At 57.0% G+C, this 12,845-nt stretch carries 10 protein-coding genes and 1 pseudogene; 8 read left to right on the top strand and 3 right to left on the bottom strand.

The features are described 5' to 3' along the window. Window positions 1-34 precede the first annotated feature (34 nt). Both HMPREF3178_RS31665 and rhtB read right to left on the bottom strand, forming a co-directional pair. Window positions 35-331, bottom strand: a pseudogene (locus HMPREF3178_RS31665) (ISNCY family transposase); the annotation flags it as partial. 12 nt (window positions 332-343) lie between these two features. After that, entirely contained in the window at window positions 344-964 is a 621-nt protein-coding gene (gene rhtB / locus HMPREF3178_RS09145) for a homoserine/homoserine lactone efflux protein (protein WP_004107699.1), read from the bottom strand. A gap of 109 nt (window positions 965-1,073) precedes the next feature. On the opposite strand from rhtB, the gene pldB reads away from it, so the two are divergent. The 3 genes from pldB to HMPREF3178_RS09130 all read left to right on the top strand — a co-directional run bounded on the left by pldB (window position 1,074) and on the right by HMPREF3178_RS09130 (window position 3,898). Next, a complete protein-coding gene (gene pldB / locus HMPREF3178_RS09140) occupies window positions 1,074-2,066 on the top strand; it encodes a lysophospholipase L2 (RefSeq protein WP_004107700.1) in 993 nt (330 codons plus the stop codon). Between the two features lie 43 nt (window positions 2,067-2,109). Next, entirely contained in the window at window positions 2,110-2,931 is an 822-nt protein-coding gene (yigL, locus tag HMPREF3178_RS09135; RefSeq protein WP_004107701.1) for a sugar/pyridoxal phosphate phosphatase YigL, read from the top strand. A 67-nt stretch (window positions 2,932-2,998) separates the two neighbouring features. Beyond that, window positions 2,999-3,898 (top strand): carboxylate/amino acid/amine transporter, encoded by a 900-nt coding sequence (locus tag HMPREF3178_RS09130; protein WP_004107702.1) that lies wholly within the window; start codon window positions 2,999-3,001, stop codon window positions 3,896-3,898. On the opposite strand, the gene metR is transcribed toward HMPREF3178_RS09130, so the two are convergent. Next, complete coding sequence (gene metR, locus HMPREF3178_RS29780) at window positions 3,786-4,739, bottom strand: HTH-type transcriptional regulator MetR (RefSeq protein ID WP_004107703.1); 954 nt, start codon at window positions 4,737-4,739, stop codon at window positions 3,786-3,788. The genes HMPREF3178_RS09130 and metR overlap by 113 nt on opposite strands. Before the next feature lie 231 nt (window positions 4,740-4,970). On the opposite strand from metR, the gene metE reads away from it, so the two are divergent. The 5 genes from metE to HMPREF3178_RS09095 all read left to right on the top strand — a co-directional run bounded on the left by metE (window position 4,971) and on the right by HMPREF3178_RS09095 (window position 12,812). Beyond that, on the top strand, window positions 4,971-7,232 hold the full coding sequence (gene metE / locus HMPREF3178_RS09115; RefSeq protein ID WP_016808223.1) for a 5-methyltetrahydropteroyltriglutamate--homocysteine S-methyltransferase: 2,262 nt from the start codon (window positions 4,971-4,973) through the stop codon (window positions 7,230-7,232). Between the two features lie 297 nt (window positions 7,233-7,529). Next, a complete protein-coding gene (locus tag HMPREF3178_RS09110) occupies window positions 7,530-8,945 on the top strand; it encodes a PTS transporter subunit EIIC (protein WP_016808224.1) in 1,416 nt (471 codons plus the stop codon). 22 nt (window positions 8,946-8,967) lie between these two features. Next, window positions 8,968-10,713, top strand: a complete 1,746-nt coding sequence (locus tag HMPREF3178_RS09105; protein ID WP_016808225.1) for a sulfatase — start codon at window positions 8,968-8,970, stop codon at window positions 10,711-10,713. Window positions 10,714-10,756: 43 nt separating this feature from the next. Next, window positions 10,757-11,479: a GntR family transcriptional regulator gene (locus HMPREF3178_RS09100; protein WP_016808226.1), complete on the top strand. Its 723-nt coding sequence runs from the start codon at window positions 10,757-10,759 to the stop codon at window positions 11,477-11,479. Window positions 11,480-11,519: 40 nt separating this feature from the next. Next, window positions 11,520-12,812: an anaerobic sulfatase maturase gene (locus HMPREF3178_RS09095; protein ID WP_004107713.1), complete on the top strand. Its 1,293-nt coding sequence runs from the start codon at window positions 11,520-11,522 to the stop codon at window positions 12,810-12,812. Window positions 12,813-12,845: the final 33 nt, after the last annotated feature.

Here is a 12,845-nt window from a genome sequence, read left to right as displayed (position 1 = left end):
CGTCCCGCCCAGGAGGTTATGGGCGGGCCGGGTATTAATGATGGAGCTGCTGCAAATCGTCGGACGTGAGACCGGTCATTTCCATCTCCGCAGTAGTATCAATGCCCCGCTCGAGCATGGCCTTTGCAACGTTAAGTAGCGCAGCGCGTTTGCCCTCTTTTATGCCTTCCTTAATGCCCTTTTGCATACCTTCCTCAAGCCACTTTTCTGCCAGAGTCATCAGTACACCTCCATGTTGCGGCACCCGCTGTGCCAGCTCATAGAATAGCGGCCGAACATCCTGCTCTTCTCCCACCTGGGCCCTATATTTTATCAGTACGGTAATTTTTTGTTTATCTATACATCACGCGTGGCGGGCGGAGGCCAGCAGGGCGCCGACCAGCATAAACAGCGAACCAAAGACCTTATTCAGCGCCTTCATCTGTTTTGGCCCCTTGATCCATGCAGCGATACGCTGGGCCAGCGTGGCGTAGCCAATCATGACGATAATATCGACCACAATAGTGGTAACGCCAAGTACCAGATACTGCATTACCTGAGGCTGGTGCGGCACGATAAACTGCGGGAAGAGCGCGGCGAGAAATACGATGCTTTTCGGATTGGTCAGATTCACGAATACCGCGCGCTTAAAGAGTTTGCCGCGGGTCTGCGCTTTCGCAAGGGTATTCAGATCGAGAGAGCCTGCGGCTCGCCACTGCTGAATGCCGAGCCAGATAAGATAAGCGGCGCCCGCCCATTTCAGGATTTCAAAAGCTAACAGCGATCGAGAGAAGAGCGTCCCCAGGCCGACGCCGACCAGCACGATGTGAATGCCGAGCCCGGTCTGTAGCCCGGCAATAGAGGCCGCCGCGCCGCGATAGCCGTGGTTAATAGAGGTGGTCATGGTATTTATTGCCCCGGAGCCCGGCGACAGGCTGAGAATAATAGATGTTAGCAGATAGGCAAACCACCACTCGAACGTCATGAGAAACTCCCTGATTGTCTGTTTTTATGCCACAATACGCTATTGTGTAAGCATTGTGTGATGCACGACAAAAAAACGATTTTCAGCGGTTATCAGGGGTGTAAGCCCGATGTTTTTGCAGCAAAAGGACTGGGAAACACGAGAAAACGCGTTTGCGGCTTTTACCATGGGGCCACTAACCGATTTCTGGCGTCAGCGGGAAGAGGCTGAATTTACGGGCGTGGATGACGTTCCGGTGCGCTTTGTGCGCTTCTGCGCCAAAAGTCACGACCGGGTCGTGGTGATCTGTCCGGGTCGTATTGAAAGCTACGTTAAGTACGCCGAACTGGCTTACGATCTTTTCCGCAGCGGCTTTGACGTGATGATTATCGATCATCGCGGCCAGGGGCGTTCCGGGCGCATGCTTTCCGATACCCACCGCGGGCACGTCGTAAATTTCAGCGATTACGTTGACGATCTCGCCGCTTTCTGGCAACAACATGTCGTGCCGGGGCACTGGCGGAAACGGTTTATTCTTGCCCATTCCATGGGTGGCGCTATTGCGACGCTATTTTTGCAGCGCCACCACCAGCATTGCGACGCGATGGCGCTCTGCGCGCCGATGTTCGGCATTGTTATGCGCCTGCCTGACTGGATGGTGCGCCACATTCTCGATTGGGCTGAGGGCCATCAGCGCATTCGTGAAGAGTATGCCCTCGGTACCGGCCGCTGGCGGGCGCTGCCCTTTGCGGTCAACGTACTGACGCACAGCCGTCAACGCTATCGTCGCAACCTGCGTTTTTACGCCGATGAGCCGCAGCTGCGGGTCGGCGGGCCAACGTTCCATTGGGTGCGCGAGGGGATCCTTGCGGGCGAAGAGGTGCTGGCCGGCGCGGAAAAAGACGTTACGCCAACATTATTGCTCCAGGCGGAAGAAGAGCGTGTAGTCGATAACCGTATGCACGATCGCTACTGTGAACTTCGCGCCGCAGGCGGCCATCCCTGCGAAGGGAATAAGCCGTTTGTCATAGAAGGGGCATACCATGAGATCCTTTTTGAAAAGGACGCCATGCGCTCGGTCGCGCTAAACGCTATCGTCGATTTTTTTGCTCGACATACTTAATCCGGCGAAACGCTCGTCGCCCTGTTTAGAGGTTAAAATTTTTATGTACCAGGTTGTTGCGTCTGACTTAGATGGCACGCTGCTTTCTCCCGATCACTGCTTAACCCCCTACGCCAAAGAGACGCTGAAACTGCTTACCGCACGCGGTATCAATTTCGTGTTCGCGACCGGCCGCCACTACATCGATGTTGGGCAAATTCGCGATAATCTCGGCATTAAATCCTATATGATCACCTCTAACGGCGCCCGCGTACATGATAGCGACGGGAAGCAGATCTTCGCTCATAACCTTGATCGCGATATCGCCGCTGACCTGTTCGAGATGATGCGAAACGATCCGGCGATCGTAACCAACGTTTATCGTGAAGATGAGTGGTATATGAACCGCCACCGTCCGGAAGAGATGCGCTTCTTCAAAGAGGCAGTGTTTAACTACAAGCTGTACGAGCCGGGCGAGCTGGACCCGGAAGGGATCAGCAAAGTCTTTTTCACCTGCGATAAGCATGAGCATCTGCTGCCGCTGGAGCAGGCGATCAATGCCCGCTGGGGCGATCGGGTGAACGTGAGCTTCTCTACCGTCACCTGCCTCGAAGTGATGGCGGGCGGCGTGTCGAAAGGCCATGCGCTGGAGGCCGTGGCGAAAATGCTCGGCTATAGCCTGAAAGAGTGTATCGCCTTCGGCGACGGTATGAACGATGCGGAAATGCTGTCAATGGCGGGCAAGGGCTGCATTATGGCCGACGCGCACCAGCGCCTGAAGGACCTGCATCCAGAGCTGGAAGTGATCGGCAGCAACGCTGATGACGCCGTACCCCACTATCTGCGTAAACTCTATCTCGACGAAAAAAGCTTGACGACTGAGTAATAATTAAACAGTTGTCAACCTGTCACTTCGCTACAATGAGTGTTCTTTACTCTATGAGACATTCATTGTGGCGCTACTGATAATCACCACGATTCTGTGGGCCTTCTCTTTTAGCCTCTATGGCGAATACCTTGCAGGTCACGTCGACAGTTATTTCGCGGTGCTGGCGCGCGTTGGTCTGGCGGCGCTGGTCTTTTTACCTTTCCTGCGCACCCGCGGGCAAAGCCTGTCAACCATCGGCCTGTATATGCTGGTGGGGGCGATGCAGCTCGGCATTATGTATATGCTGAGTTTCCAGGCCTATCTGTACCTGACGGTATCTGAACTCCTGCTGTTTACCGTCCTGACGCCGCTCTATATCACGCTGATTTATGATGTAATGAGCCGCCGCCGCCTGCGCTGGGGCTACGCCTGCAGCGCGCTGCTGGCGGTGATCGGCGCGGGTATTATTCGCTACGACCAGGTGACAAATCATTTCTGGACCGGTTTGATCCTGGTGCAGCTCTCCAATATCAGCTTCGCGATTGGCATGGTGGGCTACAAGCGCCTGATGGAAACGCGTCCGATGCCGCAGCATAATGCCTTCGCCTGGTTCTATGTCGGGGCGTTTCTGGTGGCGGCGGTTGCCTGGTCGATACTGGGCAATGCGCAGAAAATGCCGGAAACTTCTCTACAGTGGGGCATTCTGGTGTTCCTTGGCGTGGCGGCATCGGGGATCGGCTACTTCATGTGGAACTACGGCGCCACCCAGGTGGATGCCGGTACGCTCGGCATCATGAACAATATGCACGTACCTGCCGGGCTGCTGGTGAATCTTGCTATCTGGCAGGAGCAGCCCCGTTGGCCAAGTTTTATTACGGGAGCTCTGGTGATCCTGGCCTCGCTGTGGGTCCATCGACGCTGGGTCGCTCCGCACTCCGCACAAACGGTAAATGGTCGCAAGCGTGGTTCCGCGCTGAGCGAATAAACGCCTCGGTCACCGGCTGGCGCTGTTCGCCGTCGCGTACCGCGGCGTATAGCCGGCTCCACAGTCCCTCGCCCAGGGTTTTGGTCACCACCAGACCCTGGCGCTCAAAGCTTTCCACAACCCAGTGCGGCAGGGCGGCGATGCCCATCCGCGCCGCCACCATCTGAATTAACAGCAGCGTATTGTCGACGCTCTTCAGCTGCGGGCTGATCCCCGCAGGCTGCAGGAAGTGACGCCAGATATCCAGACGAGCGCGCTGGACCGGGTAAATCAGCAGCATCTCGGTTGCTAAATCCTCAGGCGCAATGCGCGTCTTTGTCGCCAGCGGATGATCCGGCGCCATCACCAGACGCACTTCGAAATCAAACATTGGCGAATAGTGCAGACCGCTGCGCGGCAGGATATCGGAGGTCATGACCAGATCCAGCTCGCCCTGCTGCAGGCCCGGCTGCGGGTCGAAGATCACGCCGGACTGAAAGTCCACTTCCACATGCGGCCAGCGGGCGCGGAAGCTCTCCAGCGCCGGCGTGAGCCATTGAATACAGCTATGGCATTCGATGGCGATACGCAGACGAGTTTGCTGCGGCTCATTGCAATCCTGCAGGGCGCGGCTGATTTGCGGCAGCACCTGGTTGGCCAGCTGGAGCAGGATTTCACCCTGCGGCGTAAAGCGCAGCGGCTGACTTTTACGCACAAACAGACGGAAGCCAAGGCGCTGTTCCAGATCGCTGAACTGGTGGGACAAGGCGGATTGAGTCTGGTGCAGGGCCGCTGCTGCGCCTGCCAGCGAACCGCTGTTCCGCAACGCCTGGAGCGTTTTCAGGTGTTTAATTTCGATCATGAAAGTCCTTCACTTCGCCATGAATAATTTGCGCTTGAGGAATATACAGTAACTGCCAATTATGGATGTGTAAACATCTGGACGGCTAAATCCTTTATCTTTCGAATTTATGGTGCGTTGGCTGCACTTCCTCACCCCAGTCACTTACTTCAGTAAGCTTCTGGTGATGAGCAAGTTTGCCGCCTTCCCTAAATCCGAAATCTTTCGGATTGCAATTATGAGGCTCAAAAAATGACAATTATTAATCACACCCTCGGTTTCCCTCGCGTTGGCCTGCGTCGCGAGCTGAAGAAAGCGCAAGAAAGCTATTGGGCGGGCAATATCAGCCGCGAAGAACTGCTGGCCGTTGGCCGGGAACTGCGCGCTCGCCACTGGGAACAGCAAAAGCAGGCGGGCGTTGATCTGCTGCCGGTTGGCGATTTCGCCTGGTACGACCATGTTCTGACCACCAGCCTGTGGCTTGGCAACGTGCCGGCTCGTCATCAGAACAAAGACGGCTCCGTTGATATCGATACTCTGTTTCGCATGGGTCGCGGCCGCGCGCCGACCGGCGAACCGGCCGCGGCGGCGGAAATGACCAAATGGTTTAACACCAACTACCACTACATGGTGCCGGAATTCGTGAAGGGCCAACAGTTCAAACTGAGCTGGAACCAGCTGTTGGATGAGGTGGACGAAGCGCTGGCGCTGGGCCACAAAGTGAAGCCCGTCCTGCTTGGGCCAGTCACCTATCTGTGGCTTGGTAAGGTGAAAGGCGAGTCGTTCGATCGTCTGAACCTGCTGCACGATATTCTGCCGGTTTACCAGCAGGTGCTGGCGGAGCTGGCAAAACGCGGCATTGAGTGGGTGCAGATTGATGAACCGGCGCTGGTGCTCGAGCTGCCGCAGACGTGGCTGGACGCTTTCAAACCGGCTTATGAGGCGCTTAATGGCCAGGTTAAGCTACTGTTGACCACTTACTTTGAAGGCATTACCGATAACCTCGACACCATTACCGCGCTGCCGGTGCAGGGTTTGCATGTGGATCTGGTCCATGGCCAGGATGATGTCGCCGAACTGCATAAGCGCCTGCCTGCCGACTGGCTGCTCTCCGCGGGCCTGATCAACGGTCGCAACGTCTGGCGCGCCGATCTGAGCGAAAAATACGCGCAGGTTAAAGGGGTTGTCGGCAAACGCGAGCTGTGGGTCGCCTCTTCCTGCTCCCTGCTGCACAGCCCGATCGATTTGAGCGTGGAAACGCGGCTTGATGCCGAAGTGAAGAGCTGGTTTGCCTTCGCCCTGCAAAAATGCCAGGAACTGGCGCTGCTGCGCGATGCGCTGAACAGCGGCGACACCGCTGCGATTGCTGACTGGAGCGCACCGATCCGGGCCCGTCGCTATTCAACCCGCGTGCATAACGCGGCGGTAGAGAAGCGTCTGGCAGCCATAACCGCTCAGGACAGTCAGCGTCAAAGCGGCTACGAAGTTCGCGCCGAAGCGCAGCGCGCCCGCTTTAAGCTACCGGCCTGGCCGACCACCACCATCGGTTCTTTCCCGCAGACTCCCGAGATCCGCGGCCTGCGTCTGGACTTCAAAAAAGGCCATCTCGACGCTAACCGCTACCGCACCGGCATCGCTGAACACATCAAGCAGGCGATCGTCGAGCAGGAACGGCTGGGGCTGGACGTGCTGGTACACGGTGAGGCCGAACGTAACGACATGGTGGAATATTTTGGCGAACATCTGGACGGCTTTATCTTCACCCAGAACGGCTGGGTACAGAGCTACGGTTCCCGCTGCGTTAAGCCGCCGGTGGTGATTGGCGACGTCAGCCGTCCGGAGGCGATCACTGTCGCGTGGGCAAAATACGCACAGTCGCTGACCGACAAACCGGTAAAAGGCATGCTGACCGGTCCTGTGACCATTCTTTGCTGGTCCTTCCCGCGCGAGGACGTCAGCCGTGAAACGATTGCGAAACAGATTGCCCTGGCGCTGCGCGACGAAGTGGCGGATCTGGAAGCCGCCGGTATCGGCATCATCCAGATTGACGAACCGGCGCTGCGCGAAGGGCTACCGCTGAAACGTAGCGACTGGGAGGACTATCTGGCGTGGGGTGTGGAAGCTTTTCGCATCAATGCCGCGGTGGCGAAAGATGACACCCAGATCCATACCCATATGTGCTATTGCGAGTTCAACGACATCATGGACTCTATCGCCGCGCTGGATGCGGACGTGATTACCATCGAAACCTCGCGCTCTGATATGGAGCTGCTGGAGTCGTTTGAAGAGTTCGACTATCCGAATGAGATCGGGCCGGGGGTGTACGATATTCACTCGCCGAACGTCCCAGGCGTGGAGTGGATCGAGGCGTTGCTGAAGAAAGCCGCGCAGCGCATCCCGGCAGAGCGCCTGTGGGTAAACCCGGACTGCGGCCTGAAAACCCGCGGCTGGGCGGAAACCCGTGCTGCGCTGGCCAACATGGTTAAAGCCGCGCAGAACCTGCGTCAGGCATAGTATAACCACGCTTTCCGGCGTCCGGATGACAGCATAATAACCCCTGAGCCACTCAGTGCTCTTTCCCCCGGTGGGGGGCTACGGATCGCCGCCTGCGGGCCGGTAGCCCGGGTAAGCACCGCGCAACCCGGCGAATGTGCTTATCCTGACCACTCTCTGCTCAAGGAGGCTTCGGCCTCCTTTTTGTTCTTCCCTGCCAAAAATCGATCGCTGGTGCGCCTTTATGACGATCCTCACAAACATAATAACATTATATTGTTATAACAATTGCCAGCAAAATAATAAAGGAACCTCTGTATGGACTACAACCAGGTGGCAAACGCGATTGTGGGGCACTGTGGCGGCTTAGCTAATTTTCTGCATGTGACCAACTGTATGACGCGCGTACGAATGACGATAAGCGATCAAACACGAGTCAATATCGCCGCGCTTAAAAGCATTGAAGGCGTACTCGGGGTCGTTGAGGACGATACCCTGCAGGTTATTGTCGGGCCGGGAAAATCGTCGAAGGTCGCAAATGTGATTAACGATCTGCTTAAGGGCCAGCCTGCGGACGCTACTCCGTTAAGCAACGTTGAGCAAAAAGCTCAGCTGGCGCGGGAAAAGGCGAAAAAACAGACCCGCACCAAAGTTATCCTTAAGCATATTGCCAATATTTTTGTGCCGATCCTGCCATCGTTGATTGCCGCCGGTATCCTGATGGGAATTAATAACGTGCTGGTGAACTCAGCCGCTTCCTGGGCGCTGGCGCATCATGTGGCGGCGCCGGGAGACCTGTCGCCTACCCAGGTGGTGCTCGATCAACGGCATATGCTCGGCATCAGCCAGTTCCTTGATATCGTCTCTAAAGCGCTGTTCGGCTTCCTCGCCATTTATACCGGCGCGACGGCGGCGAAGGAGTTTGACGGAAACGCGGTGATGGGCGGCCTGCTGGGGGCGATCACCATCGTGCCGCAGATTACCGCGCTGGGGCTGATCCCGGGGCAGGGCGGGCTGATTGGCGTCATTCTTTGCGCCTGGCTAATGTGCCTGCTGGAAAAACGGGTGCGGCGCTTTGTCCCGGATATTGTTGATGTTGTGGTCACGCCAACTATCGTGTTGGTGGTGATGGCAGCGGCGCTGCTGCTGGTGATTATGCCCGTGGCGGGCGTCATTTCTAACGGTATTCTGCACGGGCTAAACGGCCTGCTCTCTACCGGCGGCATTGCGGCTGGGTTTGTCCTCTCCGCGCTTTTCCCCTTCCTGATTTCGCTTGGTCTGCATCACGGCCTGTTCCCTATTCATCTGGAGATGATTAACGCGACCGGCCACGCGCCGCTTTTTGCCATCCAGATTATGTCCAACGCCGGGATGGTGGGTGCCGCGACGGCGGTGCTGCTGCTGACGCGCGACCCGATGATGAAGAAAATCGCTAAAGGGGCGATCCCGACCTCTATTCTGGCGGTGGGTGAACCGACCATTTTCGGCGTCAATATTCCGGCAGGATTTGCCTTTATAACCGGCTCCATCGGCGCTGGTTTCGGCGGAATGATGGTGGTGCTGCTGGGCGTCTCAACCAACGGCGTTGGCGCCGCCGGGCTGTCCGCGCTGCCGCTCATCGCCGACGGCAAATATTTGCAGTACATCATCTCATGGTTAACCGGCTGCGCTGCAGCCTTCGTGCTGACCTATATCGTCGGCAAAGTACGCGGTTACGATAAAGAAACGGCGTGAAGGAAGAGTGAAGGAGTAAAGCATGAAAGCGATAATGTTGATGTTTGATTCGCTGAATAAGCGCCTGCTGTCGGCCTACGGCAGCGACAGGGCGATCACGCCGAATTTCCAGCGGCTGAGGGAGCGTACGGTTCGTTTTGACAACTGCTATGTCGGCAGCATGCCCTGCATGCCCGCACGCCGGGAGCTGCATACCGGACGCTATAACTTTTTACATCGCGGCTGGTCGCCAATCGAGCCGTTCGATGATTCGGTTCCCGAGCTGCTGAAGAAGAACGGTATCCACACCCACCTGGTGACGGATCACAAACACTACTGGCGCGACGGCGGAGCGACCTATCACTCTCGCTACAGCACCTACGAGTTTGTGCGCGGTCAGGAGGGCGATGCCTGGAAAGGGGTGGTGGATAAGCCGCAATATCGCTACGAATCCGGCGAGCCGGAGGAGATCAAACAGCGGCGGATCGCCAGCCGGATTCAGCATCAGATCAACGTGCAGTTTATGCAGAACGAAGAGGATCATCATCTGGCGAAGACGATCGGCAAAGGGCTGGGGTTTATCGACGCCAACCATGCCAGCGATAACTGGTTTCTGCAGCTGGAGTGTTTCGACCCGCATGAGCCGTTTTTCGTGCCGGAAAAATATCTCAAGATGTACGGCATTGACGATCCTGCGCAGTTCGACGGCTGGCCGCCTTACTACTTCGTCACCGAAAGCGACGAACGCAAGAGCATGATCCAGAAATACTATATGGCGCTGCTGACGATGGTGGATGCGTACGTCGGTAAGGTGCTGGACTATATGGATCGTTACGATCTCTGGCGCGACACGATGCTGATCGTCAACACCGACCACGGTTTTTTGCTCGGCGAGCACGAGTGGTGGGGGAAAAATATTATGCCGCTGTATAACGAAGTGGCAAATATTCCGCTGTTTATCTGGCATCCGCACTATGGCGGCGCGGGCGAGTCTCGTCAGGCGCTGGCGCAGACCATCGATATCGCCGCGACGCTGCTGGATTGTTTTGGCCTGAATAAACCGGCGGATATGCAGGGCGTGTCGCTGCTGCCCGCGCTGCGCGACGATACCCCGGTCCGCGACTATGCTCTGTTTGGCTATCACGGTTGCCATATTAATATTACCGATGGTCGCTACGTCTATATGCGCTCGCCCGTTGAGCAAGGCGTCGATGGCCTGTTCGAATACACCCTGATGCCGACCCGTATCAATCGTCGCTTCACGCCGCAGGAGCTGCGCGAAACGACGCTGCATCCGCCGTTTCGCTTTACCAAGGGCTGTCCGGTAATGAAAATTCCCGCTGAGTCGGTGATGACCCGCGGCGCCGATCGCTTCGGTCATCGACTATATGATTTACACACCGATCCGACGCAGCAAACCCAGTGCCGGGATGAACACGCGGCGCGGCGGCTGCGGGAGCAGATGATCTGCATGATGAAGGAGAACGATGCGCCCGCTGAGCTGTACGCGCGCTATGGCCTGGATGATGCGCAAAGCCCGCTGCTGGGGCTGGATCCGCACCTGCTACCGGAGCTGGCCGCCTTTACGCCGCAGGTGCGCTACGGCCTGTTTGCGCTACTGCAGCATCTGGAGGGCAGCGGGCAGCATGTTCTGGCTGACAAACTGCGGGCCGCCTGTCAGCCGGACTGGGCGCGGCAAAATTTGTGGGCTTTCGTGCAGAACGAGGTTCCGGAGGAGCAGCATCAGAGCGTGTACTATAAGATGGCGTTAGAAATGCGACTTGATTAAGGGGTACCCCCGGCTGCGGCCGGGGAACAGGAGTGCGAAGTTAATGAAAGAAGAACTGGACTATTCTCGCGGCGCGAAACCATTGTACGCCCAGCTTCACGATATCCTGCTGGAAAAGCTGAGAACCGGGGCCTACAAAAAGAATGATGTCCTGCCGACCGAAGCCGAGTTTGAAGAACTGTTCGGCGTCAGCCGCATCACCGCCCGGCGCGCGCTGGCCGAGCTGGCCGCGAAAGGGCTGGTAAAACGCCAGGCTGGAATCGGCACTATGGTTATCAGCACCTCAGAGAAACAGGGCGTCAAAACCCGTATCCGGCTGGTTGATGGCCAGCAGCAGCACTCTATTTCGCGACATAATCTGACACTCGAGCAGCTGTTGCCGCCGGCGGAAGTGGCGCAGGCCTTCGCTCTCCTGGCGGGGCAGAAAATTCAGCGTCTCACCCGCACGATCTATCGACAAAACGAACTGCCCGCGCAGGTAAACTATATCTGGCTGACGCCGCGTCTGGGCGAGCTGACTTTAGACGCGTTTAAAGAAGGTTTGTATAGTGCGCTGGAACAGCGCGGCGAAAATATTGACAGCTATAAAGACACCATTACCGCCGAGCTGCCGACGGCCCAGGACTGCGACATTCTGCAGGTTGCCGCAGGCGAGCCGCTGCTGGTGAAGACTCGCCAGGGATTTAACGATCGCGGCGAGCTGGTGGAATATACCATCGCGCGCCATATCGCCAGCTGCTATCAGTACATTGTAGAGAACAGTTAATGGCAGCATTTACCGGGCCATCAAATCTGGGGAAATTAGCATGATTCATGGCTGCCACGTGATGGCAAAGCCGAGCGGCTCGGTGTGTAACATCGATTGCACCTACTGCTTTTATCTGGAAAAAGAAGCGCTTTATCCGGAACGGAATAAAAACTGGCGCATGTCCGATGAGACGCTGGAAAACTATATTCGCCAGCATATTGCCGCCCAGTCCGGCGATGCGGTGACCTTTGCCTGGCAGGGCGGCGAGCCGACCATGATGGGGCTGCCGTTTTTTCGCCGGGTCGTTGAGCTGTGCGGCCAGTACGCCAACGGTAAGAAGATAGAACATGCGCTGCAAACTAACGGCGTCCTGGTGGACGAAGAGTGGGCGCGTTTTTTTGCCGAACAGGGTTTTCTGGTGGGTTTGTCGATAGACGGCCCGGCGCATCTGCATAACCAGTACCGCGTTAACCGCGCCGGAAAGGGTACCCACGAAAAGGTTGTTGCGGCGATGGCGCTGCTGAAGGCGCATAACGTCGAGTTCAATACCCTGACCGTCGTCGGCAAGCATAACGTCGATCATGCCCGTGAAGTGTATGATTTCCTGCTGGCGGCCGGTTCGCGCTATATGCAGTTTATCCCGCTGGTCGAACGGATGAGCAGCGACGCCTCGGCGCCGCTCCAGCTGGTGCTCCCGGGTGAGAGCGCGGCGCGGCTGGCGCCCTGGACGGTACCCTCCTGGCAGTTCGGCGAGTTTCTTAACCAAATTTTCGATATCTGGGTTCGTCGCGACGTCGATCGCGTCTACGTGCAGATGTTTGACGTTGCCCTGGCGGCATGGACCGGTCAGCCGCCGGTACTTTGCGTACATTCGCCAACCTGCGGGCACGCTTTTGCGCTGGAATCGAACGGCGATCTGTATAACTGCGATCACTTTGTTTATCCGGAGCATAAGCTGGGTAATATTCATCAGCAGAGCATCCACGAGCTGAATAATAGCGAGCAGGCCATCGCCTTTGGTCAGGCAAAACAAGAGACGCTAACGGCGGATTGCCGCAGCTGCGAGTTTCGCTTTGCCTGCCACGGCGGTTGTCCGAAACATCGCTTCGCCGTTTCCCCGAGCGGTCGCCCCGGCCATAGCTACCTGTGCGCAGGCTATCAGCACTTTTTCAAACACGTGACGCCGTATATGAACGTCTGGCGGCAGCTTCTGGAAAACGGCTATCCGCTCCCGGCCATGATGCAATGGCTGGCGCAAGAAGAGCAGCAGCCGAAAACGGCTTCCCGCAACGACCCTTGCCCCTGCGGCAGCGGGCGTAAATATAAAAAATGCTGCGGCGCGCAGCATTGATATGCTTAAAGTAATACGTCAAAGCCCTGGCGC

Source organism: Klebsiella sp. HMSC09D12 (assembly GCF_001808475.1).
Taxonomy (GTDB): Bacteria; Pseudomonadota; Gammaproteobacteria; order Enterobacterales; family Enterobacteriaceae; genus Klebsiella; species Klebsiella oxytoca.
The sequence above is the reverse complement of the archived record's forward strand: the minus strand, read 5'-3'. Positions and strand labels throughout refer to the sequence as shown.

Bases quoted from the DNA above. Each gene is read 5' to 3' on its own strand.
- rhtB (WP_004107699.1), bottom strand. From the start codon at position 964: ATGACGTTCGAGTGGTGGTTTGCCTATCTGCTAACATCTATTATTCTC.
- pldB (WP_004107700.1), top strand. From the start codon at position 1,074: ATGTTTTTGCAGCAAAAGGACTGGGAAACACGAGAAAACGCGTTTGCG.
- yigL (WP_004107701.1), top strand. From the start codon at position 2,110: ATGTACCAGGTTGTTGCGTCTGACTTAGATGGCACGCTGCTTTCTCCC.
- metR (WP_004107703.1), bottom strand. From the start codon at position 4,739: ATGATCGAAATTAAACACCTGAAAACGCTCCAGGCGTTGCGGAACAGC.
- metE (WP_016808223.1), top strand. From the start codon at position 4,971: ATGACAATTATTAATCACACCCTCGGTTTCCCTCGCGTTGGCCTGCGT.
- HMPREF3178_RS09110 (WP_016808224.1), top strand. From the start codon at position 7,530: ATGGACTACAACCAGGTGGCAAACGCGATTGTGGGGCACTGTGGCGGC.
- HMPREF3178_RS09105 (WP_016808225.1), top strand. From the start codon at position 8,968: ATGAAAGCGATAATGTTGATGTTTGATTCGCTGAATAAGCGCCTGCTG.
- HMPREF3178_RS09100 (WP_016808226.1), top strand. From the start codon at position 10,757: ATGAAAGAAGAACTGGACTATTCTCGCGGCGCGAAACCATTGTACGCC.
- HMPREF3178_RS09095 (WP_004107713.1), top strand. From the start codon at position 11,520: ATGATTCATGGCTGCCACGTGATGGCAAAGCCGAGCGGCTCGGTGTGT.